General features: G+C 65.6%; 27 protein-coding genes. 20 read left to right on the top strand and 7 right to left on the bottom strand.

The genetic code is table 11. From position 1 onward, the window contains the following. The first annotated feature begins 27 nt into the window (after positions 1-27). The 3 genes from Q4S45_RS09000 to Q4S45_RS08990 are packed head-to-tail and all read left to right on the top strand — an operon-like array spanning position 28 to position 1,782. Positions 28-168 (top strand): hypothetical protein, encoded by a 141-nt coding sequence (locus Q4S45_RS09000; protein ID WP_305511103.1) that lies wholly within the window; start codon positions 28-30, stop codon positions 166-168. 1 nt (position 169) lies between these two features. Next, positions 170-952 (top strand): DUF1700 domain-containing protein, encoded by a 783-nt coding sequence (locus Q4S45_RS08995; protein WP_305511102.1) that lies wholly within the window; start codon positions 170-172, stop codon positions 950-952. 17 nt (positions 953-969) lie between these two features. Next, complete coding sequence (locus Q4S45_RS08990) at positions 970-1,782, top strand: GIN domain-containing protein (protein ID WP_305511100.1); 813 nt, start codon at positions 970-972, stop codon at positions 1,780-1,782. Positions 1,783-1,872: 90 nt separating this feature from the next. On the opposite strand, the gene Q4S45_RS08985 is transcribed toward Q4S45_RS08990, so the two are convergent. Further along, positions 1,873-3,135 carry a TIGR03862 family flavoprotein gene (locus Q4S45_RS08985; RefSeq protein ID WP_374046086.1) on the bottom strand — a complete coding sequence of 421 codons (1,263 nt, stop codon included), beginning with the start codon at positions 3,133-3,135 and terminating at the stop codon, positions 1,873-1,875. 137 nt (positions 3,136-3,272) lie between these two features. Here Q4S45_RS08985 and Q4S45_RS08980 point away from each other — a divergent pair, with 137 nt between their 5' ends. From Q4S45_RS08980 to Q4S45_RS08970, 3 genes are read left to right on the top strand one after another with little or no spacing between them, the layout of a single operon-like run. Continuing rightward, positions 3,273-3,662 carry a hypothetical protein gene (locus tag Q4S45_RS08980; protein ID WP_305511096.1) on the top strand — a complete coding sequence of 130 codons (390 nt, stop codon included), beginning with the start codon at positions 3,273-3,275 and terminating at the stop codon, positions 3,660-3,662. Further along, positions 3,659-3,862: a helix-turn-helix transcriptional regulator gene (locus Q4S45_RS08975; RefSeq protein ID WP_305511094.1), complete on the top strand. Its 204-nt coding sequence runs from the start codon at positions 3,659-3,661 to the stop codon at positions 3,860-3,862. The genes Q4S45_RS08980 and Q4S45_RS08975 overlap by 4 nt, the downstream gene beginning before the upstream one ends. Then, on the top strand, positions 3,859-4,785 hold the full coding sequence (locus tag Q4S45_RS08970) for an alpha/beta fold hydrolase (protein WP_305511092.1): 927 nt from the start codon (positions 3,859-3,861) through the stop codon (positions 4,783-4,785). The genes Q4S45_RS08975 and Q4S45_RS08970 overlap by 4 nt, the downstream gene beginning before the upstream one ends. Positions 4,786-4,830: 45 nt before the next feature. Here Q4S45_RS08970 and Q4S45_RS08965 read toward each other — a convergent pair whose 3' ends face one another. Beyond that, a complete protein-coding gene (locus Q4S45_RS08965) occupies positions 4,831-5,754 on the bottom strand; it encodes a LysR family transcriptional regulator (protein ID WP_305511090.1) in 924 nt (307 codons plus the stop codon). A 102-nt stretch (positions 5,755-5,856) separates the two neighbouring features. Here Q4S45_RS08965 and Q4S45_RS08960 point away from each other — a divergent pair, with 102 nt between their 5' ends. The 3 genes from Q4S45_RS08960 to Q4S45_RS08950 all read left to right on the top strand — a co-directional run bounded on the left by Q4S45_RS08960 (position 5,857) and on the right by Q4S45_RS08950 (position 8,001). Then, positions 5,857-6,012, top strand: coding sequence for a hypothetical protein (locus Q4S45_RS08960; RefSeq protein WP_305511088.1), 156 nt, complete (start codon positions 5,857-5,859; stop codon positions 6,010-6,012). A 211-nt stretch (positions 6,013-6,223) separates the two neighbouring features. Next, on the top strand, positions 6,224-7,189 hold the full coding sequence (locus Q4S45_RS08955) for a hypothetical protein (RefSeq protein ID WP_305511085.1): 966 nt from the start codon (positions 6,224-6,226) through the stop codon (positions 7,187-7,189). Beyond that, entirely contained in the window at positions 7,186-8,001 is an 816-nt protein-coding gene (locus Q4S45_RS08950) for a FecR family protein (RefSeq protein ID WP_305511084.1), read from the top strand. The genes Q4S45_RS08955 and Q4S45_RS08950 overlap by 4 nt, the downstream gene beginning before the upstream one ends. 16 nt (positions 8,002-8,017) lie before the next feature. Here Q4S45_RS08950 and Q4S45_RS08945 read toward each other — a convergent pair whose 3' ends face one another. Further along, positions 8,018-8,680 (bottom strand): GntR family transcriptional regulator, encoded by a 663-nt coding sequence (locus tag Q4S45_RS08945; protein WP_305511080.1) that lies wholly within the window; start codon positions 8,678-8,680, stop codon positions 8,018-8,020. 178 nt (positions 8,681-8,858) lie between these two features. Between Q4S45_RS08945 and dctP the strand changes: the two genes are divergently transcribed. The 11 genes from dctP to Q4S45_RS08890 are packed head-to-tail and all read left to right on the top strand — an operon-like array spanning position 8,859 to position 17,977. After that, a complete protein-coding gene (gene dctP / locus Q4S45_RS08940) occupies positions 8,859-9,875 on the top strand; it encodes a TRAP transporter substrate-binding protein DctP (RefSeq protein WP_305511078.1) in 1,017 nt (338 codons plus the stop codon). Between the two features lie 47 nt (positions 9,876-9,922). After that, entirely contained in the window at positions 9,923-10,426 is a 504-nt protein-coding gene (locus tag Q4S45_RS08935) for a TRAP transporter small permease (RefSeq protein WP_374046104.1), read from the top strand. After that, complete coding sequence (locus Q4S45_RS08930; RefSeq protein WP_305511074.1) at positions 10,423-11,772, top strand: TRAP transporter large permease; 1,350 nt, start codon at positions 10,423-10,425, stop codon at positions 11,770-11,772. Before Q4S45_RS08935 ends, Q4S45_RS08930 begins: the two co-directional genes overlap by 4 nt. After that, positions 11,772-13,439 (top strand): malonate decarboxylase subunit alpha, encoded by a 1,668-nt coding sequence (gene mdcA / locus Q4S45_RS08925; RefSeq protein WP_305511072.1) that lies wholly within the window; start codon positions 11,772-11,774, stop codon positions 13,437-13,439. Before Q4S45_RS08930 ends, mdcA begins: the two co-directional genes overlap by 1 nt. A gap of 12 nt (positions 13,440-13,451) precedes the next feature. Continuing rightward, positions 13,452-13,766 carry a malonate decarboxylase acyl carrier protein gene (gene mdcC / locus Q4S45_RS08920; protein WP_305511070.1) on the top strand — a complete coding sequence of 105 codons (315 nt, stop codon included), beginning with the start codon at positions 13,452-13,454 and terminating at the stop codon, positions 13,764-13,766. Then, a complete protein-coding gene (locus Q4S45_RS08915) occupies positions 13,763-14,659 on the top strand; it encodes a biotin-independent malonate decarboxylase subunit beta (RefSeq protein WP_305511068.1) in 897 nt (298 codons plus the stop codon). Before mdcC ends, Q4S45_RS08915 begins: the two co-directional genes overlap by 4 nt. After that, entirely contained in the window at positions 14,659-15,375 is a 717-nt protein-coding gene (gene mdcE / locus Q4S45_RS08910) for a biotin-independent malonate decarboxylase subunit gamma (protein WP_305511066.1), read from the top strand. The genes Q4S45_RS08915 and mdcE overlap by 1 nt, the downstream gene beginning before the upstream one ends. A 1-nt stretch (position 15,376) precedes the next feature. After that, positions 15,377-15,988, top strand: coding sequence for a malonate decarboxylase holo-[acyl-carrier-protein] synthase (gene mdcG / locus Q4S45_RS08905; protein WP_305511065.1), 612 nt, complete (start codon positions 15,377-15,379; stop codon positions 15,986-15,988). Positions 15,989-16,005: 17 nt separating this feature from the next. Beyond that, positions 16,006-16,875, top strand: coding sequence for a triphosphoribosyl-dephospho-CoA synthase MdcB (mdcB, locus tag Q4S45_RS08900; protein ID WP_305512076.1), 870 nt, complete (start codon positions 16,006-16,008; stop codon positions 16,873-16,875). After that, positions 16,872-17,759, top strand: coding sequence for an acyltransferase domain-containing protein (locus Q4S45_RS08895; RefSeq protein ID WP_305511062.1), 888 nt, complete (start codon positions 16,872-16,874; stop codon positions 17,757-17,759). Before mdcB ends, Q4S45_RS08895 begins: the two co-directional genes overlap by 4 nt. Positions 17,760-17,788: 29 nt before the next feature. Beyond that, the gene (locus Q4S45_RS08890) at positions 17,789-17,977 is read left to right on the top strand and encodes a hypothetical protein (protein WP_305511060.1); all 189 of its coding nucleotides are present in this window, start codon (positions 17,789-17,791) and stop codon (positions 17,975-17,977) included. Here the strand turns inward: Q4S45_RS08890 and moaD are convergent. From moaD to Q4S45_RS08870, 4 genes are all read right to left on the bottom strand, one after another. After that, complete coding sequence (gene moaD, locus Q4S45_RS08885; RefSeq protein ID WP_305511058.1) at positions 17,974-18,231, bottom strand: molybdopterin converting factor subunit 1; 258 nt, start codon at positions 18,229-18,231, stop codon at positions 17,974-17,976. The genes Q4S45_RS08890 and moaD overlap by 4 nt on opposite strands. Before the next feature lie 7 nt (positions 18,232-18,238). After that, positions 18,239-19,459, bottom strand: coding sequence for a gephyrin-like molybdotransferase Glp (glp, locus tag Q4S45_RS08880; RefSeq protein WP_305511056.1), 1,221 nt, complete (start codon positions 19,457-19,459; stop codon positions 18,239-18,241). 28 nt (positions 19,460-19,487) lie between these two features. Further along, a complete protein-coding gene (thrC, locus tag Q4S45_RS08875) occupies positions 19,488-20,954 on the bottom strand; it encodes a threonine synthase (protein WP_305511054.1) in 1,467 nt (488 codons plus the stop codon). Between the two features lie 133 nt (positions 20,955-21,087). Beyond that, positions 21,088-22,485 carry an L-serine ammonia-lyase gene (locus Q4S45_RS08870; RefSeq protein ID WP_305511052.1) on the bottom strand — a complete coding sequence of 466 codons (1,398 nt, stop codon included), beginning with the start codon at positions 22,483-22,485 and terminating at the stop codon, positions 21,088-21,090. Positions 22,486-22,524 lie beyond the last annotated feature (39 nt).

Genomic DNA, 22,524 nt, shown 5'->3' with positions numbered 1-22,524 from the left:
CACTGGCACCTTCCACCGGACACCATCATGAACCTGCAACTTGGCATTCGCACCCTGGCACTGCTGGCAATCGTTGCCGCAAGCACAGTCGTGATTGTCCAGCCGGAGCTGATCGGCGGGACGAAGGCGGCCGCCAACATTGCACTTGTAGCACCACACGGAAATTGAAATGGGCAAACTGGAATTTCTCGACGCGCTGAAGCGGGCCATGACCGGCCTGGCGCCGGAACTGCAGGCGAAGACGCTGGCGTATTACGATCAGCGTTTCGTCGACGGCGTGTCCGCCGGTCGCACCGAAGAGGACATCGCGCAGGAACTCGACGACCCGAAGAAGATCGCGATGACTTTGCGCGCCAGCTCGCACCTGTCGGCATTCGAGCAGAAGCGCAATCCCTTCAACCTGCTGCGCTTCATCGTCTCCGCCATCGGCCTGGCGATCTTCAACCTGTTCATGGTGGTGCCGGCCGCGGTCTACGCCTCGCTGCTGGCCGCGATGTACGCCGCCGCGCTGGGCTTTTACATCGGCGGCATCGCCATTACCGCCAGCGGCCTGTCCGGCGCCAACGAGCTGGTGCTCGACGGCCCGCTGCGCCACTTCGTCATCGACGGCAGGGACGTGGGCGACGCCGAGACCAAGATCACCATCGGCGACACCGGCATCCGCGTGTCCCAGGACAAGCCGCAGGACGCGCCGCCGGCCCACGCCACCGACAACGCCGACGGCGAACCATCTCCGGAAGTCATCAAGCGCGCCGAGGAAGTGGCCGGCCGCGGCATCCGCATCTCGACCGACCTGGACGCCGGTTCGCGCACTACCCAGACCTTCTTCGGCCTGGCCATGGTGGTCGGGTCGATCATCCTGTTCCTGCTCAGCCTTGTCGTGACCAAGTACACGTTCGTTGGCATCAAGCGTTACGTTCAAATGAATTACTCGCTGCTCAAGGGCAGCTGACCGCGACGGAGACACGCATGCGCTCATTAATGAAAGTTGGATTCAGCCTGCTGGTGCTGGCCTTCCTGCTGATCGGCCTGTCGTACAGCATGCTGAGGGCCCAGGGAATCAGCAATCCCTCGAACGGCGCCGGCCGCGCCGTGCAAACCGAAACGCGCACGGTCAGCGGCGACATCCGCGGGATCGACCTGAACGGACCGATCGACCTGACCTTGCGCCAGGGCGCCGTGCCCTCACTGGTGGTGCGCGGCGAACAGCGCCTGCTCGGCAACATCGACACCACCCGGGGTTCCGACGGCACCCTGCACATCGGCACCACCGGCATGCTGCTGCACCATCGCCATCCGCTGCAGGTGACGCTGGTGCTGCCGTCGATCGAGGACATCGCGGTGCGCGGCAACGGCGACAGCACCATCAACGGCTTCAGCGGCGACCGCATCGAAGTGAACCTGGACGGCTCGGGCAACGTCAAGTTCAACGGCCGCTACAAGGAAGTCAGGGCCGAAATCCACGGCAGCGGCGAGCTAGAAATGAACGGCGGCGCCAGCGACAAGGTCGAAGTGGCGGTGGTCGGTTCGGGCAGGTTGACAGTGGTCGGCTCGACCAGGCAGTTCAAGGCCGAGCAGACCGGTTCGGGCGACGTCATTGCGCGCCACCTGAGTGCCGACGAGGTCAACCTGCAGATGATGGGATCGGGCGACGCGGTCGTCACCGCGCTCAAATCGGTGGATGTGACGCTGCGCGGCAGCGGCGACGCGGTCGTCTATGGCGGCCCGGCGCAGCGCAACGTCAGCCGCAACGGTACCGGCGAAGTCGCGTTCAAGCCGTAACGGACGTCGCACCTTATTCGACAGACTGAAGACCGTCATCCCTGCGAAGGCAGGGACCCATGCTGAATCCTCTTTACCTGGTTCGCACGCTCAGCGTGGGTCCCTGCCTTCGCAGGTAGGACGCTCGGGAAGCCAGTTCAGGACCCCGCGCGCTGCGGCTCGGCCGCTCGCAAAACACGCGGTCAGCAGATAGCCTCCGGTCGGCGCCTCCCAGTCGATCATCTCGCCCGCCACGAACACGCCCGGCAAGGCGCGCAGCATCAGGGTGTCCGGCTCCAGCGCATCGAAACGGACGCCGCCTGCGCTGCTGATCGCCTCGTCGATCGGACGCGCGCGTTTCAGCACCACTGGCAGGCGTTTGATGGCCGCCGCGAGCCGTGCCGGATCGGCGAATGCTTCCTTGTCCAGGCATTCGCGCAGCAGTCCGGACTTCACACCCTTGATCCCCAGCCGGCTTTGCAGGTGGCTCGACATCGAGCGCGCGCCGCGCGGATGGGTCACTTCGTCGTACACCCGGTCCTCGCTGAAATCCGGCGCCAGGTCGAGCCAGATGGTGGTGCTGCCATGCTTGGCGATCTGGTCACGCAGAGGCGCCGACAGCGCGTAAATCAGGCTGCCTTCAACGCCCGTCGCGGTGACGACGAACTGGCCCTTGCGCCGCACGGGTTTGCCGTCAGCACCGATGGATTCGATCGCCACCGTCAGCAGCGGATCGCCCGCGTGACGGCTGCTGAAATGCTCGCTCCAGTCGACATCGAAACCGCAGTTGGACGGCGCCAGCGGCGCCACCGCGACCGCCTTTTCTTCCAATAGCGGAACCCACGCGCCGTCCGATCCCAGGCGCGCCCAGCTTCCGCCACCGAGCGCGAGTACCACTGCGTCGGGCTGCGCCAGCTGCTCGCCTTCGGGGCTGGCGAACACCAGCTCTTCGCCGCGCCATCCCAGCCAGCGATGGCGCATGTGGAACTGCACGCCGGCTTCGCGCAGGCGGTGCAGCCAGGCGCGCAGCAACGGCGCCGCCTTCATATCGGTCGGGAATACCCGGCCCGAGCTGCCGACGAAGGTGTCGATGCCGAGACCATGGATCCACTCGCGCACCGCCGCCGCATCGAACTGCGCCAGCCACGCGCCGACCTGCTCCGCCCGCGCGCCGTAACGCCCGACGAAATCCGCGGCTGGCTCGGAATGGGTGATGTTCATGCCGCCCTTCCCCGCCAGGAGGAACTTGCGGCCGACCGACGGCATCGCGTCGTACAGGTCGACGCGCGCGCCGGCCTGGCTCAGCACCTCGGCCGCCATCAGGCCGGCCGGGCCGCCGCCGATCACGGCAACGCGGGGATTCATTGGAGCCATGCGGGTTTTCGATCTGAACGTGGAAAGGGCCGAATTGTAGTCGAGATCAGGTCGCGAAAATAGATGTAAAGGGTACTTGACATCCGAAATTGGCGCGTCTAGTATGTAAAGCATACTTTACTACATGGAGACGCAAAATGCAGCACGAAAAACGAGTCGCGAAGTCCTACCGCCGCGAACTGTGGCTGTCGATCCTGGTGTACGCGATCCTGCTGGTCGGCTCCATCCGCCTCGGACGTCCGATGGCCGAAGGCGCCCTGCGCACCGCCATCCTGGTGATGCCGATGGCCGGCTTCGGCCTGATGATCTGGGCCATCGCACGCAACTTGTCGCGCATCGACGAATACCAGCGCGCCCGGATGCTCGAAGCCTTTTCGATCGCCGCCGCCATCACCGCGGGCCTGAGCTTCACCTACGGCTTCCTCGAAACCGCCGGTTTCCCCAAGATCTCGATGTTCGCCGTCTGGATTGTGATGGGAATCTCGTGGGGCCTTGTCAATGGCGTGCGCGGATGGCTGTCGCGATGAACAACATCATCCGCCAGCTGCGCGCGGAGCATGGCTGGAGCCAGGCCCACCTGGCCGACCTGCTCGACGTGTCGCGCCAGACCGTCAACGCCCTCGAGACCGGGCGTTACGACCCCAGTCTGCCGCTCGCCTTCGCCATTTCGCGGCTGTTCGGCAAGCCGATCGAATCGATTTTCAACCCTGACCAGGAGTCATCATGAAAGCAGCACTGTTGTTGGCATTGATCCTCGGCGCCTGCGCCCCATCCTTTGCCGCGGAAGCGCCGGCGCCGCAGAACCGCTACGCAGCCACCATCGCACCCGCGGAGAGCTTCGAAGTGAACGGGATGCTGGTCGAGCGCCACGGCCAGCGCGGCTCGCCGATGATCCTGATCCCCGGATTGAGCGGCGGTTCGTGGGCCTGGCAGGACACCGTGCGCCGGTTCAGCGCCGAGCACGTGGTGTATGTCGTGACGCTGGCCGGCTTCGACGGCCGCGCGCCGATGGCCGGCAACCCGATCGACAATGCGCGCCAGTCGCTGCGCCAGTTGATCGTCTCGCGCAAGCTCGACAAGCCGGTGCTGGTCGGCCACAGCCTGGGCGGCGCGCTGTCGATCGCGTTCGCCGAGCAGGATTCGGCCCTGATCCGCGGCGTGGTGGCGATCGACGGCCTGCCGGTCATGCCCCGGACCGAGAGCATGCCGGCGGCACAGCGCGCGGCCATTGGCGGCGCCATGAAGGCGCGCATGGCCAGCTCCAGCGCCGAGCAGTTCGCCCTCGACCAGCAACAGTTCATGCGCGGCACCGGCGTGGTCGACATGGAGCGCGCCGACGAACTGGCGAAGCTGTCCGCGCGCAGCGATCCGGGCGCGGTCGGCGAAGCGGCGGCGGCGCTGATCGCGGCCGACTTCCGCCCCGGCCTGAAGGACATCACCGTGCCGGTGCTGCTGGTCGCACCCTACTTCGAGCCGGACGCGGTGCAGCGCGGCCTGACGCGCGAGATGGCGAAGGACTATTACACGTCGCTGATGGCCGGCACGCCGAAGCTGCAGGTGGTGTCGATCGCGCCATCGCGCCACTTCGTCATGTTCGACCAGCCCGACATGTTGGCCGATACGCTGCGCGGCTTCCTCAAGTCGCTGTAGGCAAGGAGGGGCTGGTTCCGCGGACCTGCCACTCTCCGGGAACGATCAGTGACAGTCGGCTTGCCAGCAGATTCCCGGTTGACTCAGACGGGCCTTGAGAAATGAGATGAACAGCTTGGTGCGCGCGGGCAGGTGCCGCGTATCGGTGATGACGTGCAGCGCGACCGGTTCCAATTGCCAGTCGGGCAGCACCCGCACCAGGCGGCCCGCCGCCACATTCGCACAGGCGATTTGCGGGTCCAGGCCCGCGATGCCGACCGAATTCGCCGCCCATTCCATGCTCAACGCCGCACTGTTCGAGATAAATCGCGAACCGCCCATGATCTCGACGATTTCATCGCCGCGCATCAGGCGGCGCCACACATCGGTCTCCCGGCTGGAGCGTGTCCCCATGCAGATGACGTGGTTGGCCAGATCGTTCGCGTGGGTGAGCGGCGCCGCGCGCGCCAGATAGCCGGGCGACGCATACAGGTAGCGAGGCAGCAGTGCGATCTGCCGCGCCACCAGGCTCGAAGGAGCGGTCGGCGCAGCCCCCAACCGGATGGCCATGTCGAACGGATCGGACTGCAGGTCCACCACGCGCGAGGACAGGTCGAAATCGAATTTGATCAGCGGGTAGGCCGCGGCAAATTCACCGAGCATGGGCGCCAGGTAGCCGACGCCGAAATCCGGGGTCATCGACACGCGCAGCGTGCCCACCGGCCTTTCGGCGACGTCGCGAAACGACTCGTGCGCGCAGAGCGCTTCCTCCACGATGCTTTGGCAGCGCTTGAAATACAGCTCGCCGGCGACCGTCAGTTCCACCCGCCTGGTGGAGCGGTGCAGCAGCAGCACGCCGATGGCCTTCTCCAATTCGGCGATATTGCGCGAAAGAGTCGAATTCGGCATGTCGAGCGCCTCCGCCGCGCCGCGGAAACTCTTGCGCTTCGCGACCTCGACGAACAGCCGCATGTAGTTCAACACATCCATTCGATTGCTCCATTTTCGGGATACTTAATTCAATTATAAGCATTTATCCCACATCCGGAACAGTGCAGAATGGAATCTTATCCACTTAACAAGGAGTCCATCATGCCTGACGTGCTTGCCTACGACACCCCGATCCGGCCGATCAAGCCCGCCGACAGGAAGCCGGCGCCCGCCCAATGCCCGTCCGACGCACCGCCTGCGCGCAGCACATTCTTCTCCGAGTGGCGCAAGGTCCTGGCGGGACGTCTTGGCAGGTAGAGGCAGGCAGGCAGAGGCAGGCAGGAACTAACGTCCGCCTGCCCGAATCCGCTCTATGGAAACCAGCGCTGGCCCGCTTGACCTTGCGCAGGCATCGCACCCAAGCAATGAACTGTTGAGCACCGCCGATGCCTAAGCAGTAGCGCTCGACCCGAGCCTGACTGGGCATCCGATGACCGCCGACCTGTCCGTACCGCCCCTTGGTGGCGCAGTGGCGAAATCCACTGTCCTTGCCGTGACGCGCGCTTTCATCGTCGGCCTCGGCGGCGCGCTCGCCGGCATCACCGCCGTCCTGTACGCCTGCGGCTACCTGGTCTCGCGCGCCCACCTGAGCATGCTCGGCCTGTATGGCCTGATCGATTTCAGCCACGACTACATCTTGCAGGAAGGCGCCAAATTCTTCCTCGTCACCGCCTATTCGGTCGGCCGCGATATGGTGCTGCCGCTGCTGGCCATCATCACGCCCATCGCCCTCATCGGCATCGTGCTTGGACTGCGGCTTCGCGCCACCGCCGCACGCTGGTGCGATGCGCTGCGCTCGCGCTTCCTGCACGTCGACGCCCGTCCGCTGGCGCGCGCCATCGCCTTCATCGTACTGTTCATCCTCTTTCTCTGGCATTCCGACATTTACCTCGACAAGTTCGAGCGTCCGCTGTGCTACGCCAACCTGCTGTATGCCGATGGCGGCACGGCGCAGTGCGGCGCGGCCGGCGGGCAAGGCGCCGACAGTCTCAGGAACGCGCTGATCGCCGCGGACAAAGCGCTGCTTCTTGCCGCCTTCCAGGAGCTGGCGATCGGACTGGCCGAGGCCATCCTCATCGCCTATCTCACCTGGCGCGTCACCCTCTCCTGGCGATGGCGCGCGTGGTGCGTGGCGCCCCCGTACTTCGCCACTGCGCTGTACCTGCTGTTGCTGCCGATGGACTACGGCGTGCTGCAGCGGCCGGCCAATTATCCGCGCATCGCGTTGACCTTCGACGGCGCGCCGGCGCTGGCAGCCGACGCGCCGGTTTTCCTGCTCAATAAGTCGTCCAGCGATTTCGTGGTGTGGGACGCGGCCAGCCGCAAATTGTTCTGGATACCCGCCGGCAGCGTCAAGCGCGCGGAGATCGACGGCGCTTACGATCTGTTCGATGCGCGCTGGCGCAAGAACCTCAGGCAAGGAGAGAAAAAATGAAAACCATCCCGCCGGCCGTAGCGGCCGTGCTGGCGTGCGCACTCGCCGCCGGTCCTTGCCCGGCGCGCGGACAAGCAGCGCCGCCGAACCTCAAGCTGCCAGAGGTGCGGGGCGATACCATCGCCAGGCTGGCCGTCGACGGCCCGCACGCCTTCATCAACCGCAGGCCCGCGCCCAGCGGCAGCTATGTATTTGACGGCGATACCGTCACCACCGGCCCGGGCACGAGCGCACTGCTGGTCCTCAACGATGGCGGCAGCGTGCAGCTCGACCAGAACACGGATCCCGAGTTTCGGCTGCTGCGCCAGGGCGCATGCCTGCTGATGTCGATCCTGCGCGGCCAGGCGGCGATCGACACCAAGGGCGGCTGCATCGAATTCCGCAACCAGCGGCTCAATACCGCCGGCGTGGCGCGCAGCGTGGTCAACATTCGGGTGACGAACAGGGAGGCTCGGGTGACCGTCATCGAAGGCAGCGTCGAGATGATGGCGCCGCGCATGGCGAAGCTTGGCGCGTACGACCAATATTTCGCCGCCAGCAACGGCAAATCGGCAATCAGGCGCATGACGGCGGCTGACGCACGCGCCGCCGGAGCCTGGCGGCAGCGCTATTTTCGCGCCGAGCAACCGGAGGCGGACGGACCTTCGGACACGGACAGCAGCGGCGCCGCCGCGGGCGCATCTTCCGGCTGGTGCTGTTTTCCGGCGGGCGCCGGCGCGCCGTCCAATCCGGCCGCATGCGGGCGCCAGCACGGGATCTTCCATCTCGGCGCGACCAACCCGAATGTGTGTCGGCCTTCCTACTCCCAGTAGCGGGCGATGCGCGCCTCTAGGTGGGGGCCGCCGTCAGCTGCGGCAGCGACGCCATCAGGTCGGCGAAGCGCTCGCCCTGGATCATCACGTGTTCGCGCGCCAGTTGCGCGGCCAGCTCACCGTCGCCCTTGACGATCGCCTGCACCATCGCGTCGTGCTCTGAAAACGAGGTGCCGACCCGGTCGCGCACGCGCAGTTGCAGCCGCCGGTAAGGCCGCAATCGGCGCGACAGGCTGCGCGCCTGCTCGATCAGGAACTGGTTGTGGCTGCCCGCATACACGGCGTAGTGGAACGCCTCGTTCTTGTAATAGTAGTCGTCGGGATCCTTCGACAAGCTGGCCTCCTTGCAGGCTTCGTGCGCGGCCAGCAGCGCGGCCTGTTCGGCCGGCGCCATGCGGCGCGCGCCCAGCCTGGCGCAGACCGCCTCCAGCTCCGACATCACCTCGAACATCTCGACCAGCTGCTGCGGTCCCAGTTCGGCCACCAGCGCGCCGCGGCGCGGGCGGATCACCACCAGTCCCATCGACGCGAGCTGGATCAGCGTTTCGCGGATCGGCGTGCGCGACACCCCGAACCTGGCCGCCAGTTCGGTTTCGTCCAGATGCTGGCCGGGCGCCAGCGTGCCGACGGCGATCATCTCCTCGATCGTTTCGCGCAGGCTTTCTGAGCGGCTTTTCATGTTGAATCTTCCAGACACTTGTATATAGTGATTCATTATAAAAGCTCAAATGAGCTTGACAACGTATTTTTTAAGTTTAATCTTGTATACATAAAGAAGAACGTTGCATACGTTTCCAGTCGGCAAGCGTCTGTCGCGATTCACCCGGAAGTTCATAAAAACCATCTTGGAGGATGACATGTCGGTAATGACCCGCAGGACCGTATTGGGCGCACTCGCCACCAGCCCGCTCTGGCTGAACACCGCCTGGGCACAAGGCAGCAAGATCAAGATCTCGCACCAGTTCCCCGGCGGCACAGTCAGCGAAGGCGACTTCCGCGACCGCCTGGTGCGCATGTTCGCCGCCGAGGTGGAAAAGCGCAGCAAGGGCGCCCTCAAATTCGAGATCTACCCCGGGTCGTCGCTGATGAAGACCAACGCCCAGTTCTCGGCCATGCGCAAGGGCGCGCTCGACATGTCGCTGGTGCCGCTGTCGTACGCCGGCGGCGAAGTCCCCGAGGTGAACATCGGTCTGATGCCGGGCCTCGTCACCTCGTACGACCAGGGCTACGGCTGGAAGAATGCCGAAGTGGGCAAGGAACTCAATCGCATCCTGCTCGAAAAAGGCATCGTTCTGGTCAGCTGGATTTGGCAAGCCGGCGGCGTCGCCTCGCGCACCAAGCCGATCGTCGATCCGGACGACGCCAAGGGCATGAAGGTGCGCGGCGGTTCGCGCGAGATGGACCTGATGCTCAAGGCCGCAGGCGCTGCCGTCGTCACGCTGCCGTCGAACGAGATCTACGCGGCGATGCAGACCGGCGCGATGGAGGCGGCGCTCACCTCCTCCACCTCGCTCATTTCGTTCCGCCTCGAGGAAGTGTCGAAGGCGCTGACCACCGGCCGCGGCGGCGCCTACTGGTTCATGTTCGAACCGCTGATGATGTCGAAGTCCGTGTTCGACAAGCTGACCAAGGAACAGCAGGCGCTGATCCTCACCGTCGGTGGCGAGCTCGAAACCTTCGCGCGCAAGGCCGCGATGGACGACGACCAGGCAGTGGCGGCGGTGTACCAGAAGGCCGGCGCCAAGGTGGTTGACCTGAATCCGGCGATCGTCAAGAAATGGCAGTCCATCGCGCGCGCCCACGTCTGGAAGGACTACGCCGACAAGAATGCCAACTGCGCCAAGCTGCTGGCATTGGCGGAGAAGACATTGTGAGCCATGGGTTCGAACTGGAGCCGGCCAAGGGGCCGGCAATTCCAGACCTGCCCGCGCTGGCCGGCTTCTCGCTCATGCTCGACCGCTTCAACGGTGTTCTCCTGAAGCTGTCGATGATCGCGATGATCTTCACGGCGCTGATCCTGACCTACTCGGTGGTGGTCCGCTACTTCTTCAAGACCCCGACCGACTGGCAGGATGAGGCATCGGTGTTCATGCTGGTCGGCGTGACCTTCTTCTGCACCGCCTACGTGCAGTCCTACCGCGGCCACATCGGCATCGAGGCGCTGTCCACGCTGCTGTCGCCGGCGGTCAACGCGGTGCGCCTGTTCATCGTGGACCTGGTCTCCTTCGTGTTCTGCGCCTTCTTCTCCTGGAAGTCGTGGGCGCTGTGCCACGAAGCCTGGGTAGACGGCATGACCACCTCATCCACCTTCGCGCCGCCGCTGTGGATTCCGTATTCGATGATGGCGGCCGGCATGACCATCCTGACCCTGCAGATCCTGGTCCAGGTTCTTGCCCACCTCACCAACAAGCGGAGCACGCGATGAGCGATCTGACTTTGGGCGCGCTGTACGGCGCCGTCACGCTGGTCGTGATGTTCTCCGGGATGCCGATCGCCTTCGCGCTGGGCGTCGTCGCCACCTCGTTCATGTACTTCTTCATGCCGTCGTCCTCGCTCGACACCATCACCCAGAACGTCTACGAGGAGATGGCGTCGATCACGCTGCTGTCGATCCCGTTGTTTATCCTGAAGGGCGCGGCGATCGGCAAGTCACCCGCCGGCAAGGACCTGTACTCGGCCATCCACACCTGGCTGCACAAGGTGCCGGGCGGGCTGGGAATCGCCAACGTGTTCGCCTGCGCGCTGTTTGCCGCAATGGCCGGCTCGTCGCCCGCCACCTGCTCGGCGATCGGCTCGGCGGGCATTCCGGAGATGCGCAAACGCGGCTACTCGCCAGGCTTCGCGGCAGGCATCATCGCCGCCGGCGGTACGCTGGGCATCCTGCTGCCGCCGTCCATCACCATGATCCTCTACGCGGTCGCCGCGGAGCAGTCGCTCGGGCGCCTGTTCCTGGCCGGGATCGGCCCCGGCCTGCTGCTGGTGATCCTGTTCGCCGGCTACGCCGTGTACCGCGCCCGTAAGGAGTATGCGATGGCGCTGGCCTTGTACGAAGGCGGCGGCGCCAAGTCGGCCTACCTCGAGGTCGAACATTTCACGCTGCGCGAGAAGGTGGAAATGCTGCCGCGCGTGCTGCCCTTCATCGTCCTGCTGATCGGCGTGATGATCGCGCTGTACGGCGGCTACGCCACGCCGTCCGAAACCGCGGGCCTTGGCGCCATGCTGGCGATGGTACTGATCGCCATCGTGTACCGGGTGTGGCGCCCGAAGGACCTGTCGCCCATCCTGACCTCGACGATCAAGGAATCGACCATGCTGCTGCTCATTATCGGCATGTCGTTGCTGTATTCGTACGTGATGAGCTACCTGCACATCAGCCAGTCCGCCGCGCAGTGGGTGGTGGACATGCACCTGTCGCGCTGGCTGCTGCTGGCGGTGATTCTGCTGATGGTGATCGTGTTCGGCTTCTTCCTGCCGCCGGTGTCGATCATCCTCATGACCGCGCCCATCATCCTGCCGCCGTTGAAAGCCGCCGGCTTCGACCTGATCTGGTTCGGCGTCGTCATGACGGTGGTGATGGAGATGGGCCTGATTCACCCGCCGGTGGGCCTGAACATCTTCGTCATCAAGAACATCGCGCCCGACATACCGCTGAAGGACGTGATCTGGGGCGTGATGCCGTTCGTCGGACTGATGTTCGTCGCGGTGATCCTGCTGTGCCTCTTCCCCGGCATCGCCACAAGCCTGCCGAACATCCTGATGGGAGCGAAGTAGTGAACGCGCCGCCGAAAGCCTGGAACACCCTTGAGACGAACCGCGCCGGCCGGCTGGCGCGGGCGCGCGACGTGTTGAAAGACGCCCTCGACGGCAAGGCTGTCCCGGCGGCGCGCATCGGCGACCTGCTGCACAACGTACTCGAATGCGGCGACCGGGTCTGCCTGGAGGGGAATAACCAGAAGCAGGCCGACTTCCTCGGCAAGGCGCTGGCCGCGCTCGACCCGGCGCGCATCAACCAGCTGCACATGCTGCAGTCGGTGCTGGCGCTGCCGGAGCACCTCGACGTGTTCGAGCGCGGCGTCGCCTCGCGCCTCGATTTCTCGTTCTCCGGCCCGCAGGCCGGCCGCGTGGCCAAGCTGGTCGCCGCCGGCAAGCTCAATATCGGCGCGATCCACACCTACCTCGAGCTGTTCAGCCGCTACTTCATCGACCTGCCGCCGCGCGTGTGCCTGGTCGCGGCCGAAGCGGCCGACCGCCACGGCAACCTGTACACGGGCCCGAACACCGAGGACACGCCGCCGATCGTCGAGGCCACCGCCTTCAAGAACGGTATCGTGATCGTGCAGGTGAACCGCATCATGGAGACGCTGCCGCGGGTCGACATCCCGGGCGACTGGGTGGACTTCGTGGTGCAGTCGCCCGATCCATACTATATCGAGCCGCTGTTCACACGCGACCCCGCGCTGATCTCCGAAATCCAGGTGCTGATGGCAATGATGGCCATCAAGGGCATCTACGCGGAGTACGGCGTGCAGCGCCTGAACCACGGCATCGGCTTCGACACCGCGGCGATCGAACTGCTGCTGCCGACCTACGCCGAGTCGCTGGGCCTGAAGGGCAAGATCTGCCGCCACTGGGCGCTCAATCCCCACCCTGCCCTGATTCCGGCGATCGAAGCCGGCTTCGTCGAATCGGTCCACTCCTTCGGCTCAGAGCTGGGAATGGAAGACTACATCCGCGCGCGGCCCGACGTGTTTGCGGTCGGACCCGACGGCAGCATGCGCAGCAACCGCGCGCTGTGCCAGGCGGCCGGCCACTACGCCTGCGACATGTTCATCGGCTCTACGCTGCAGATCGACATGCAGGGCAATTCGTCCACCGCCACAGCCGGGCGCATTGCCGGCTTCGGCGGCGCCCCGAACATGGGGGCGGACGCGCGCGGGCGACGCCATGCCAGCGAGGCTTGGCTCAAGGCCGGCCGCCAAGCGCGCGAAGGCCGCAACACGATCCCGCGGGGCCAGAAGCTGGTGGTGCAGATCGTCGAGACCTTCCGCGAGCATATGCAGCCGGCCTTCGTCGACAAGCTCGATGCGTGGGAACTCGCCGAGCAGGCAGGCTTCGACATCCCGCCGGTGATGATCTACGGCGACGACGTGACCCACATCCTCACCGAGGAAGGCATCGCCAACCTGCTGCTGTGCCGCACCGACGAGGAGCGCGAGCAGGCGATTCGCGGCGTGGCCGGCTACACGCCGGTTGGCATGGCGCGCGACAGGCGCATGGTCGAAAACCTGCGCGACCGCGGCATCATTCAACGCGCCGAGGACATCGGCGTGGACAAACGGCTCGCCTCGCGCGACCTGCTGGCCGCTAAGAACATGAAAGACCTGGTGCGCGCGTCCGGTGGGCTGTACGCGCCCCCGCGCCGCTTCCGGAACTGGTAAGGAATCGAACACATGGAAACGCTGGAATATCGGTTTGAACACGGCACCCGCGTGCTGCCCCCGCAGCCGCAGGTGGTCGGCGTGGTCGGCTCGGGCAACCTGGAAGTGCTGATCGAATCGGCGCCGCTGGCAGGCGCCTGCACCATCGAAATCAAGACCGCGGCTGTCGGCTTCGGCGCGACCTGGCAGGCGGTGATGCAGGACTTTCACCAGCGCTGGCAGCTGAAGGACACGCGCATCGCCATCAACGACATGGGCGCCACGCCGGCGGTGGTGAGCCTGCGCCTCGACCAGGCGGTCGAGACCATGCTGGAAGGGGCGCCATGAGCAGCTATCTCGAACTGACCGCGCGCGAGCGCATCGCCCGCTTGTTCGACGGCGACAGTTTTGTCGAATTCCTGCCGCCGTCGGCGCGCATCGTCAGCCCGCACCTGGGCCAGCTGGACGCGCCTGTATCGTTCGACGACGGCGTCATCGTCGGCCGCGCGCTGCTGGCCGGGGAACCGGTCTTCGCGGCGGCCCAGGAAGGCGGCTTCATGGGCGGCGCGGTGGGTGAAGTCCACGGCGCCAAGCTGGTCGGCCTGCTCAAGCGCGCCGTCATCGAGAAAATCGGCGCGGTGGTGCTGCTTTTGGAAACCGGCGGCGTGCGCCTGCATGAAGCGAACGCCGGCCTGATCGCCGTGTCCGAAGTGATGCGCGCGGTGCTCGATGCGCGCGCGGCCGGCGTGGCGGTCATCACGCTGGCCGGCGGCAGCAACGGCGTATTCGGCGGCATGGGCATCGTCGCGCGCTGCACCAATGCGATCGTCATGTCCGAAGAAGGACGCCTCGCGATGTCGGGGCCGGAGGTCATTGAAACCGCCGGCGGCGTCGAGGAATTCGATTCGCGCGACCGCGCCCTGGTGTGGCGCACCACCGGCGGCAAGCACCGCTACCTGCTGGGCGACTGCCAGGCAGTGGTGGCCGATTCGGTGGAGGCTTTCCGCCAGGCCGCCATCGATACCGTTGCCGCCTTCCGCGGGCAAACGACCGCATTGAGCCTGCAGGACCTGGAGCAGGAACAGGCGATGCTCGGCGAGCGCATCGAGCGCTTCGGCGCGATGTCCGAGCCGCTGGATATCTGGGCCGCTCTGGGCGTCGCGCGGCCGGAGGCAATTCCAATGCTCGATGCCGCCGATTTCATGGCGGCCGTCGCTTCGCATCAACTGGGAGGCCGCTGATGGACTGGAAAGCACTCGCCGGCGCCCTGTTCCCGCGCGGCCACGCGATCACTGAAGAAGACAACTTCCTGAGCGGCAGCGCGCAGGCAGGCGAGCAGACCATCGCCGTCGTCGGCACGACCGGCCATGCGCCCATCGGCGTAGAAATCGCGCTGGCGCAGGCGCGCTTCGTGCTGGAGACGGTCCGCGAACATCCCGGGCGGCCGATTCTGATGCTGGTCGATACCCAGGGCCAGCGCCTGCGCCATCGAGATGAAATGTTAGGCATCAACAGCTACATGGCGCACCTGGGCAAATGCGTCGAACTGGCGCGGCGCCAGGGTCACAAGGTCATCGCGCTGGTGTACGACCAGGCGCTGTCGGGCGGCTTCATCACCAGCGGCCTGATGGCCGACGCCTGCTACGCGCTGCCCGACGCCACCATCCGCGTGATGGGATTGCCGGCGATGGCGCGCATTACGAAAGTACCGGAAGAGCGGCTGGTCGAACTGGCCGCATCCAATCCGGTGTTCGCCCCGGGTCCGGAAAACTACCTGCGCATGGGCGGCGTGCAGGAAATCTGGAGCGGCGACCTGACGGCGCAACTGCAGCAGGCGCTCGACGCGTCGAATGGCGGCGATTTGCGCGGCGTGCTCGGACAGGCGCGCGGCGGCCGCAAGCTCGCGCAGCGCGTCATCGATGCGATCGTCTCGGGTAGCGATGTACTCGCGCCATGACATGGTCTGGCTGACGGGGCGCGGATGGGACGCGGCGCTTGCGCGCGCCCTCCCCGGCCAGCACGGGGCGATGGAACAGTGGAAGCAGCAAGGCTGGCCTGTGGTGGTGCGCCGCGATGAAGCCGGCGCCGCGCCGGGCACGGTCAGCCTGGGCCTCGCCATGCCGCCCGATGCGGTCGGCGTCAAACGCCGCATCGCTTTGCACGCGCTGGAAAGCGATGTTGCCGAAACCGCGCCGCCACTCTCGCTGTCCGACGCCGCCCACGCAGCACCCGCGCACTGGCGCCCCGATCTCAGCGCGTTGGTCCGCTCGGGCCTTCCCCTGCGCGCATTTGGATCCCTGGCGCTGCAGGCGATTACGGGCCAAGGCTACCTGACTGCCAAATCGGACATCGACCTACTGTTCCATCCGCGTACCCGCGCCACGCTCGACGCGGGGCTGGCATTGATGGCCGCAAGCGCGTTGCCGCTGGACGGCGAAATCGTTTTCCCGTCGGGGGATGCAGTCGCGTGGAAAGAATGGGCCGGCGCGGAGCGGGTGCTGGTCAAAGGGGCCGCCGCAGTTCGGCTGGCGCCTGTCGCGGAGCTTCTGGCGACCCTGGAGGACGCGTGAACCTCGTCGCGCCCGCAATGCTGGCGCCGGTCGCGCGCCCTGCAACCAATCCGCGCCGCTTTTGCGCGGAGGTCGCACGCATCGCCGTCGGCTGCCTGCACACCGAATTGATCCTGTACCCCAAGCCTGGACTGGTGTCGCTGGTCGATAACGGCAGCCACACCGACATGACGGCGGCCACCTTCGTTCGCAGCATGTTCGCGCTGCGCCACTATTTCGCCCGCATCTGCCGCGCGGGCTTCGACGACGCGCCGTTCGCCGTGTTGAAGCAGCTCGGCATCGAAGCCGAGGCGCGGATGATGCGCGCGACCGGCGGCATCAACACCCATCGCGGCGCCATTTTCAGCCTTGGCATGCTGTGCGCCTCGATCGGCCTCGCCCGTGCGCAAGGGATAGCGCCAGGCGCCAATGGCCTGCGCGCCGTGATGCTGATTCGCTGGGGCGAAGATTTGGCGGCGCATACCCGTCCCGCCGGCGCCACGTCGCATGGATTGCAGGCCGCGGCCCTTCATTCGGCCAGCGGCGCGCGCGAGGAAGGCGCGCTTGGCCTGCCGTCCGTGTTCGAGGTTGGCCTTCCCGCGTTGCGCCGCACACTGGCCGCGGGCCGCAGCATGCAATTCGCCCGCATCGACGCGCTGTTTGCGCTGATGGCCCATGTCAGCGACACCAATGTTCTGTATCGTGGCGGCGCGCAGGCCGCTTCGACGGTGCGCCAGCATGCCTCGTGTTTCATCGAGATGGGCGGCACCGCGCATCCGGAATGGCGCAGCTACGCCATCGCCTGTCATCAGGCGTTCGTGGCCGAACGCATCTCGCCTGGCGGCGCGGCCGACCTGCTGGCCGCCACCTGCCTCGTTCACGCGTATTTGGGTGGTATCGGGCCATGAGCGTGCGATTGCTCCTGCTGTGCCCCGGCCAGGGCGGGCAAAGCCCCGGCATGTTCGATCTCGCACGCACCGATGCGCGGGCCGCGGCACTGATCAGCAACCTTGGCCAGTTTGACAGGGATACTCTGTTCGAGAATCGCATTGCGCAACCTTCAGTTGTCGGCGCGACGCTGGCGATGTGGGAAGCGCTGAAGACGCGACTGCCGGCGCCGTCGCTAGTGGCCGGCTACAGCGTCGGCGAACTGTCGGCGTACGGGGTGGCCGGCGCGCTGGCGCCGGTCGATGCGGTCCGCATTGCGGCACGGCGCGCGCAGCTAATGGATGCGTCGGTCACCGCGCCGCAGGCGCTCGTCGCCATCAGCGCCATGCCTGTCGACCGCGTTCGCACGATCGCCGGCGCGAATGGCTTCACGGTCGCCATCGTGACTGGCCACGATAGCTGCATCGCCGGCGGATTGGAAAACACACTGGCAGGCCTTGAACACGTGATCGCACAGGCCGGCGCCAGGCTGCAGCGGCTACCCGTTGGCATCGCCTCCCACACGCCATTGATGGCCAGGGCGGTCGCGCCCTTCATCGCAGAACTTGAGACTGCCGACTTCGCGCCGCAGGCGTGTCCGGTGCTGTCGGGGATCTGCGCCGAAACCATCGTCGGCAAGTCGCGTGCCATCGAAGCGCTGTCGCGCCAGCTCGTCGAGACGATCGTCTGGGATGCCTGCATGGACGTCGCCATCGAAGCCGGCATCAACATTGCGCTGGAACTTGGGCCCGGCGCGGCGCTTGCGCGCATGCTGCAGGCACGACATCCGCAGATCCCGTGCCGCTCGGTCGCGGATTTCCGCAGCATTGACGGAATCGTTTCCTGGTTCGAGCGGGTGAGTTAAGATAGATCCATCAGTTCACGGGAGCGATCATGCAGTCAACGCGTCACTGGATCATGCAGTTCCTGCGGGAAGCCGCCATCCTATGCGCCATCCTGGTCGCCGTCGACCTCGCCATCGGCGTCAAGCTGGCCGACAGCTTCTGGATGTCGCTTGCCTACTCTGTGGCTGCGGCGGCAATCTTCACCGGCTACCGCTACCACCAGTCGCGCAAACCCTAGCCGCCGGTCACCGGCGGGAAGAACGCCACTTCGCAGCCTTCCGTCAGCCGAACCTGGGGGCCGCACATGATCTGGTTATACGCCATGCGCAGCGAGCGATCGGGCGCCAAGGCTTCGGCCCATACACCTCCGCGTGCCGCAAGGTGGGTGCGCACCGCGCCAACGGTCGTCACGTCGGCAGGCATCTCCGTCTCCTCTTGCGACAGGTCGAGCGTCTCGCGGACGCTGGCAAAAAAACGCAGCTTGATTTTCATTGGTTGCCTAATGCAGTAATTCGCTGAACGGGATAAAGCGCACGCTGTCGCCACGCGCGATCGCCTGGTTTGGTGGATTGTCGATCAGCCCATCACCCCACACGGTAGAGGTGAGCACGCCCGAGCTTTGATTCGGGAACAGATCGAGCCCGCCCTCGGCGTTGATACGGGCGCGCAGGAATTCGTTGCGCCGGTCCGGCCGGGACCAGTCGAAGTCGGCGCGCATCGCAAAACCGCGCGGCGGCTGCACGGGCGCGCCCTGCAGGCGCAGGATGAATGGCCGCACGAACAGCAGGAAGGTGATGAAGCTCGATACCGGGTTGCCCGGCAGGCCGAGGAAAAACGCATCGCCGCCTTCGCGCCGCACTTCGCCGAACGCCAGCGGCTTGCCTGGCTTGACGGCGATCTGCCACATGTTCAGGCGCCCTTCCGCCTCCACCGCCGGCTTGATGTGGTCCTCTTCGCCGACCGATACGCCGCCCGAGGTGATGATCAGGTCATTGTCGCGCGCGGCGCTACGCAATGTGGTGCGCGTGGCTTCCAGTGTGTCGGGCACGATGCCAAAATCGGTGATCGTGCAGCCGAGGTTCTCCAGCAGCGCGCGCAGGGTAAAGCGGTTCGAATTGTAGATCGCGCCGGGCGCCAGCTGGCCGCCGGGCGCTTCACCGGGCATGGTCAGCTCGTCGCCGGTGAAGAATACGGCCACGCGCAGCTTGCGCACCACCGGCAGCGCGGCCAGCCCGACCGAGGCGGCCAGGCCAAGCTCCTGGCTGCGCAAGCGCGTGCCGGCCGGCAGAATCACCGCGCCCGCGGTGATGTCTTCGCCGGCACGGCGTATCCATTCACCGGATGCTGGCGCGTGCCTGATCGTCACCGTGCCGTCCTCGTGCGCTTCGCATTGTTCCTGCATTACGACGGCATCGGCGCCCTCGGGAATCATGGCGCCGGTGAAGATGCGCGCGGCGCAGCCGGGTTCGAGGCGCACGCCGACGTGACCGGCCGGAATGCGCTGGCTGACGGTCAGCCGCGCCTGGCCGCTCGCGCAATCGGCGGCTCGGACCGCGTAGCCGTCCATGTGCGTGTTGTCTGCCGATGGCACCGCGATGGTGGATGCCTGCGGCGCGACGAGCACACGGCCGTTGGCGCACAGCGTTGGCACGATCTCGGAATCGATGACCGGACGCGCCGCATCGAGCATGAAGTCGAGCGCCTCGCGCACTGTAAGCATTGGCCGTTTGATTGTGGCGTCGCTCATATTACAGCCCCGTCTTCTCTGCGATGAAGGCCTTCACCTTTTCGACGTCGGGCGGCATCACCACGAATTTCTGCGGCAGCGATTCGATATCCTCGAAGCCGGCCGGACGTTCGGCGTCCATGCCGATCGCTTCCAGGATGGTCTCGTTGAACTTGGCGGCGAGCGCGGTCTCCAGCACGATCATCGGCACGCCAGCCTCCACGTGCTCGCGCGCGACCTTGACGCCATCGGCGGTGTGCGTGTCGATCGTGATGCCGCAATCGTCCTGCACGTCGCGGATGGTGTCGATACGATCCTTGTGCGTTGAACGGCCGGACAGGAAGCCGTACTGGGCGACCTTCTGCCATTCATCGCCATCGCTGCCCGGCTTGCCCGACAGGTCAAAGCCGCCGGCGGTGTCGACTTTCTGGAACAGCGTTCGCACGCGAGCCGGGTCGCGGCCGACCAGGTCGTAGACGAATCGTTCGAAGTTGGACGCCTTGGAGATATCCATCGACGGGCTGCTGGTGTGATAGGTTTCGGCGGACTTGCGCACGCGGTACACCCCGGTGCGGAAGAATTCGTCGAGTACGTCGTTTTCGTTGGTCGCGGCAACCAGCTTGTCGATCGGCAGGCCCATCATGCGCGCGATGTGGCCGGCGCAGATATTCCCGAAGTTCCCCGACGGGACGGTGAACGAGACCTTCTGCGCATTGTCGGTCGTTGCGGCGAGGTAGCCGCGGAAGTAGTACACGACCTGCGCGACGACGCGCGCCCAGTTGATCGAGTTGACCGTGCCGATCTTCTGCTTCGCCTTGAACGGCAGGTCGTTCGACACCGCCTTGACCATGTCCTGGCAGTCGTCGAACACGCCTTCGACGGCGATATTGAAGATGTTGGGATCCTGCAGGCTGAACATCTGCGCGGTCTGGAATGCGCTCATTTTCTTGTGCGGCGAGAGCATGAATACGCGGATGCCCTGCTTGCCGCGCATCGCGTATTCGGCCGCGCTGCCGGTGTCGCCAGAGGTGGCGCCGAAGATGTTCAGTTCCGCCTTGTCCTTGGCCAGCGCGTATTCGAACAGGTTCCCCAGCAGCTGCATCGCCATGTCCTTGAACGCCAGCGTCGGGCCGTTCGACAGCGCCTGCAGCATCAGGGTCTTGTCGCCGTCCTGTTCGAGTACGCGCAGCGGCGTGATGTCGGCGGCGGACTCGCCTTCGCGGACGTTACGGTAGACATCGGCCGTGTAGGTCTTTGCGGTCAGGGCTTTGAGGTCGGCGTCGGGGATATCGGTCGCGAATTTTTTCAGGATTTCATATGCAAGGTCGGCATACGAGAGCTTACGCCAGGCATTCAGTTCTTCGCCGGTCACCTGGGGATATTCGGCAGGCAGGTACAGGCCGCCGTCGGGCGCGAGGCCGCCAAGCAGGATCTTCGAGAAAGGCTGGGATTCTGACGCCGAAGCGGCGCGGGTGGAGACGTATTGCATGCTGGGGAAAGTCCGGTGGACGCTGCGATCGAGCGTTAATTATAGTGCGACCGGGGATTTCTTGCGGTGGAAGGATTTTGGCAAACGGCGCGGACAAAAGCGGGGTCAGGTCCGGCGGACCTGACCCCATCTCTTAACAGGCGGCGTGGTTGACGGTGACGACGTGGATCGCCAGGCCGCCCAAGGACGTTTCCTTGTACTTCTCCTGCATGTCGGCGCCGGTCTGGCGCATCGTTTCGATGACCGAGTCGAGGCTGACGAAGTGGGTGCCGTCGCCCTTGAGGGCCAGCGACGCCGCGGTGATCGCCTTGATCGCGCCCATGCCGTTACGCTCTATGCACGGAATCTGCACCAGGCCGCCGATCGGATCGCAGGTCATGCCGAGATGGTGTTCGATGCCGATTTCGGCGGCGTTTTCGATCTGCTCGTTGGTGCCGCCCAGGGCTGCAACCAGTCCGGCCGCCGCCATCGCGCACGCCACGCCGACTTCGCCCTGGCAGCCCACTTCGGCGCCGGAGATCGATGCGTTCTTCTTGCACAGCATACCGATCGCCGCCGACGTCAGCATGAAGTCGCGCACGCCCTTCACCGGATCGCTTGGACGGCAGTCTTCGGCGTAGTAGCGCAGCACCGCGGGAATGATCCCGGCCGCGCCATTGGTCGGCGCCGTGACGACGCGTCCGCCGGCCGCATTCTCTTCGTTGACCGCCATCGCGTACAGGCTGACCTGCTGCACGGCGTCGTGCGGCAAGTCGTTGGCGCGGTTGTCGCCATTCTTCGACGCCAGCACCTGGCGCCACAGATTGGCGGCGCGGCGCTTCACATTCAGGCCGCCCGGAAGCTGGCCTTCGGTGACCAGGCCGTGCGCGATGCAGTCGCGCATGACCTGCCAGATGTTGTCGAGGCCCGCGTTCAGTTCCTCGCCGCTCATGTTGGCGCATTCGTTCGCGCGCAGCATCTGCGGAATCGACAGGCCGCTGTTGCGGCCCAGCGCGAGCAGCTGGTCCATCGTGTCGAACGGGTATGGGACCGGATTGGTGCATTGGCCCGCACCCTGGCGCGCATGCGATTCGCCGGCGGCGTGGATGAAGCCACCGCCGACCGAGTAGAACACGCGCTCGATGACGCTGCCATCGGCCAGCTTCAGCGTGAAGCGCATGCCGTTCGGATGCTCGGGCAGCGACGAGGCGCGGTGCCATACCAGTCCAGTCTTGGCGCTGAACGGCACTTCCTTCTGTCCCAGCAGCCTGATGGCGCCATCGAGTTCGACTTCGGCCAGCTTGTCTTCCACTTCGTCCGGGTTGACGCCCTGCGGCGTCTCGCCCATCAGACCGAGGATGACCGCCTTGTCGGTCGCATGGCCGATGCCGGTCAGTGCGAGGGAACCATACAGCGCCACTTCGATGCCGACCGCGTCATCGAGCGATCCGCATTCGACCAGGAAGCGGCGCGCCGCCACCATCGGCCCCACCGTGTGGGAGCTCGACGGCCCGATGCCTATCTTGAACAGGTCGAATACACTCATGTCCATCTGTTTTGTCTCCGGTATCTTTTATAGTTTTTATACGAC

It is taken from the genome of Massilia sp. R2A-15, from assembly GCF_030704305.1.
Lineage (GTDB): Bacteria > Pseudomonadota > Gammaproteobacteria > Burkholderiales > Burkholderiaceae_D > JAFCUW01.
Note: the sequence above shows the minus strand (reverse complement) of the source record. Positions and strands in the feature narration are given on the sequence as shown.

Coding starts and splice junctions, on each gene's coding strand:
- Q4S45_RS09000 (WP_305511103.1), top strand. CDS start 28: ATGAACCTGCAACTTGGCATTCGCACCCTGGCACTGCTGGCAATCGTT.
- Q4S45_RS08995 (WP_305511102.1), top strand. CDS start 170: ATGGGCAAACTGGAATTTCTCGACGCGCTGAAGCGGGCCATGACCGGC.
- Q4S45_RS08990 (WP_305511100.1), top strand. CDS start 970: ATGCGCTCATTAATGAAAGTTGGATTCAGCCTGCTGGTGCTGGCCTTC.
- Q4S45_RS08985 (WP_374046086.1), bottom strand. CDS start 3,135: ATGGCTCCAATGAATCCCCGCGTTGCCGTGATCGGCGGCGGCCCGGCC.
- Q4S45_RS08980 (WP_305511096.1), top strand. CDS start 3,273: ATGCAGCACGAAAAACGAGTCGCGAAGTCCTACCGCCGCGAACTGTGG.
- Q4S45_RS08975 (WP_305511094.1), top strand. CDS start 3,659: ATGAACAACATCATCCGCCAGCTGCGCGCGGAGCATGGCTGGAGCCAG.
- Q4S45_RS08970 (WP_305511092.1), top strand. CDS start 3,859: ATGAAAGCAGCACTGTTGTTGGCATTGATCCTCGGCGCCTGCGCCCCA.
- Q4S45_RS08965 (WP_305511090.1), bottom strand. CDS start 5,754: ATGGATGTGTTGAACTACATGCGGCTGTTCGTCGAGGTCGCGAAGCGC.
- Q4S45_RS08960 (WP_305511088.1), top strand. CDS start 5,857: ATGCCTGACGTGCTTGCCTACGACACCCCGATCCGGCCGATCAAGCCC.
- Q4S45_RS08950 (WP_305511084.1), top strand. CDS start 7,186: ATGAAAACCATCCCGCCGGCCGTAGCGGCCGTGCTGGCGTGCGCACTC.
- Q4S45_RS08945 (WP_305511080.1), bottom strand. CDS start 8,680: ATGAAAAGCCGCTCAGAAAGCCTGCGCGAAACGATCGAGGAGATGATC.
- dctP (WP_305511078.1), top strand. CDS start 8,859: ATGTCGGTAATGACCCGCAGGACCGTATTGGGCGCACTCGCCACCAGC.
- Q4S45_RS08930 (WP_305511074.1), top strand. CDS start 10,423: ATGAGCGATCTGACTTTGGGCGCGCTGTACGGCGCCGTCACGCTGGTC.
- mdcC (WP_305511070.1), top strand. CDS start 13,452: ATGGAAACGCTGGAATATCGGTTTGAACACGGCACCCGCGTGCTGCCC.
- Q4S45_RS08915 (WP_305511068.1), top strand. CDS start 13,763: ATGAGCAGCTATCTCGAACTGACCGCGCGCGAGCGCATCGCCCGCTTG.
- mdcE (WP_305511066.1), top strand. CDS start 14,659: ATGGACTGGAAAGCACTCGCCGGCGCCCTGTTCCCGCGCGGCCACGCG.
- mdcG (WP_305511065.1), top strand. CDS start 15,377: ATGGTCTGGCTGACGGGGCGCGGATGGGACGCGGCGCTTGCGCGCGCC.
- mdcB (WP_305512076.1), top strand. CDS start 16,006: ATGCTGGCGCCGGTCGCGCGCCCTGCAACCAATCCGCGCCGCTTTTGC.
- Q4S45_RS08895 (WP_305511062.1), top strand. CDS start 16,872: ATGAGCGTGCGATTGCTCCTGCTGTGCCCCGGCCAGGGCGGGCAAAGC.
- Q4S45_RS08890 (WP_305511060.1), top strand. CDS start 17,789: ATGCAGTCAACGCGTCACTGGATCATGCAGTTCCTGCGGGAAGCCGCC.
- moaD (WP_305511058.1), bottom strand. CDS start 18,231: ATGAAAATCAAGCTGCGTTTTTTTGCCAGCGTCCGCGAGACGCTCGAC.
- glp (WP_305511056.1), bottom strand. CDS start 19,459: ATGCTTACAGTGCGCGAGGCGCTCGACTTCATGCTCGATGCGGCGCGT.
- thrC (WP_305511054.1), bottom strand. CDS start 20,954: ATGCAATACGTCTCCACCCGCGCCGCTTCGGCGTCAGAATCCCAGCCT.
- Q4S45_RS08870 (WP_305511052.1), bottom strand. CDS start 22,485: ATGGACATGAGTGTATTCGACCTGTTCAAGATAGGCATCGGGCCGTCG.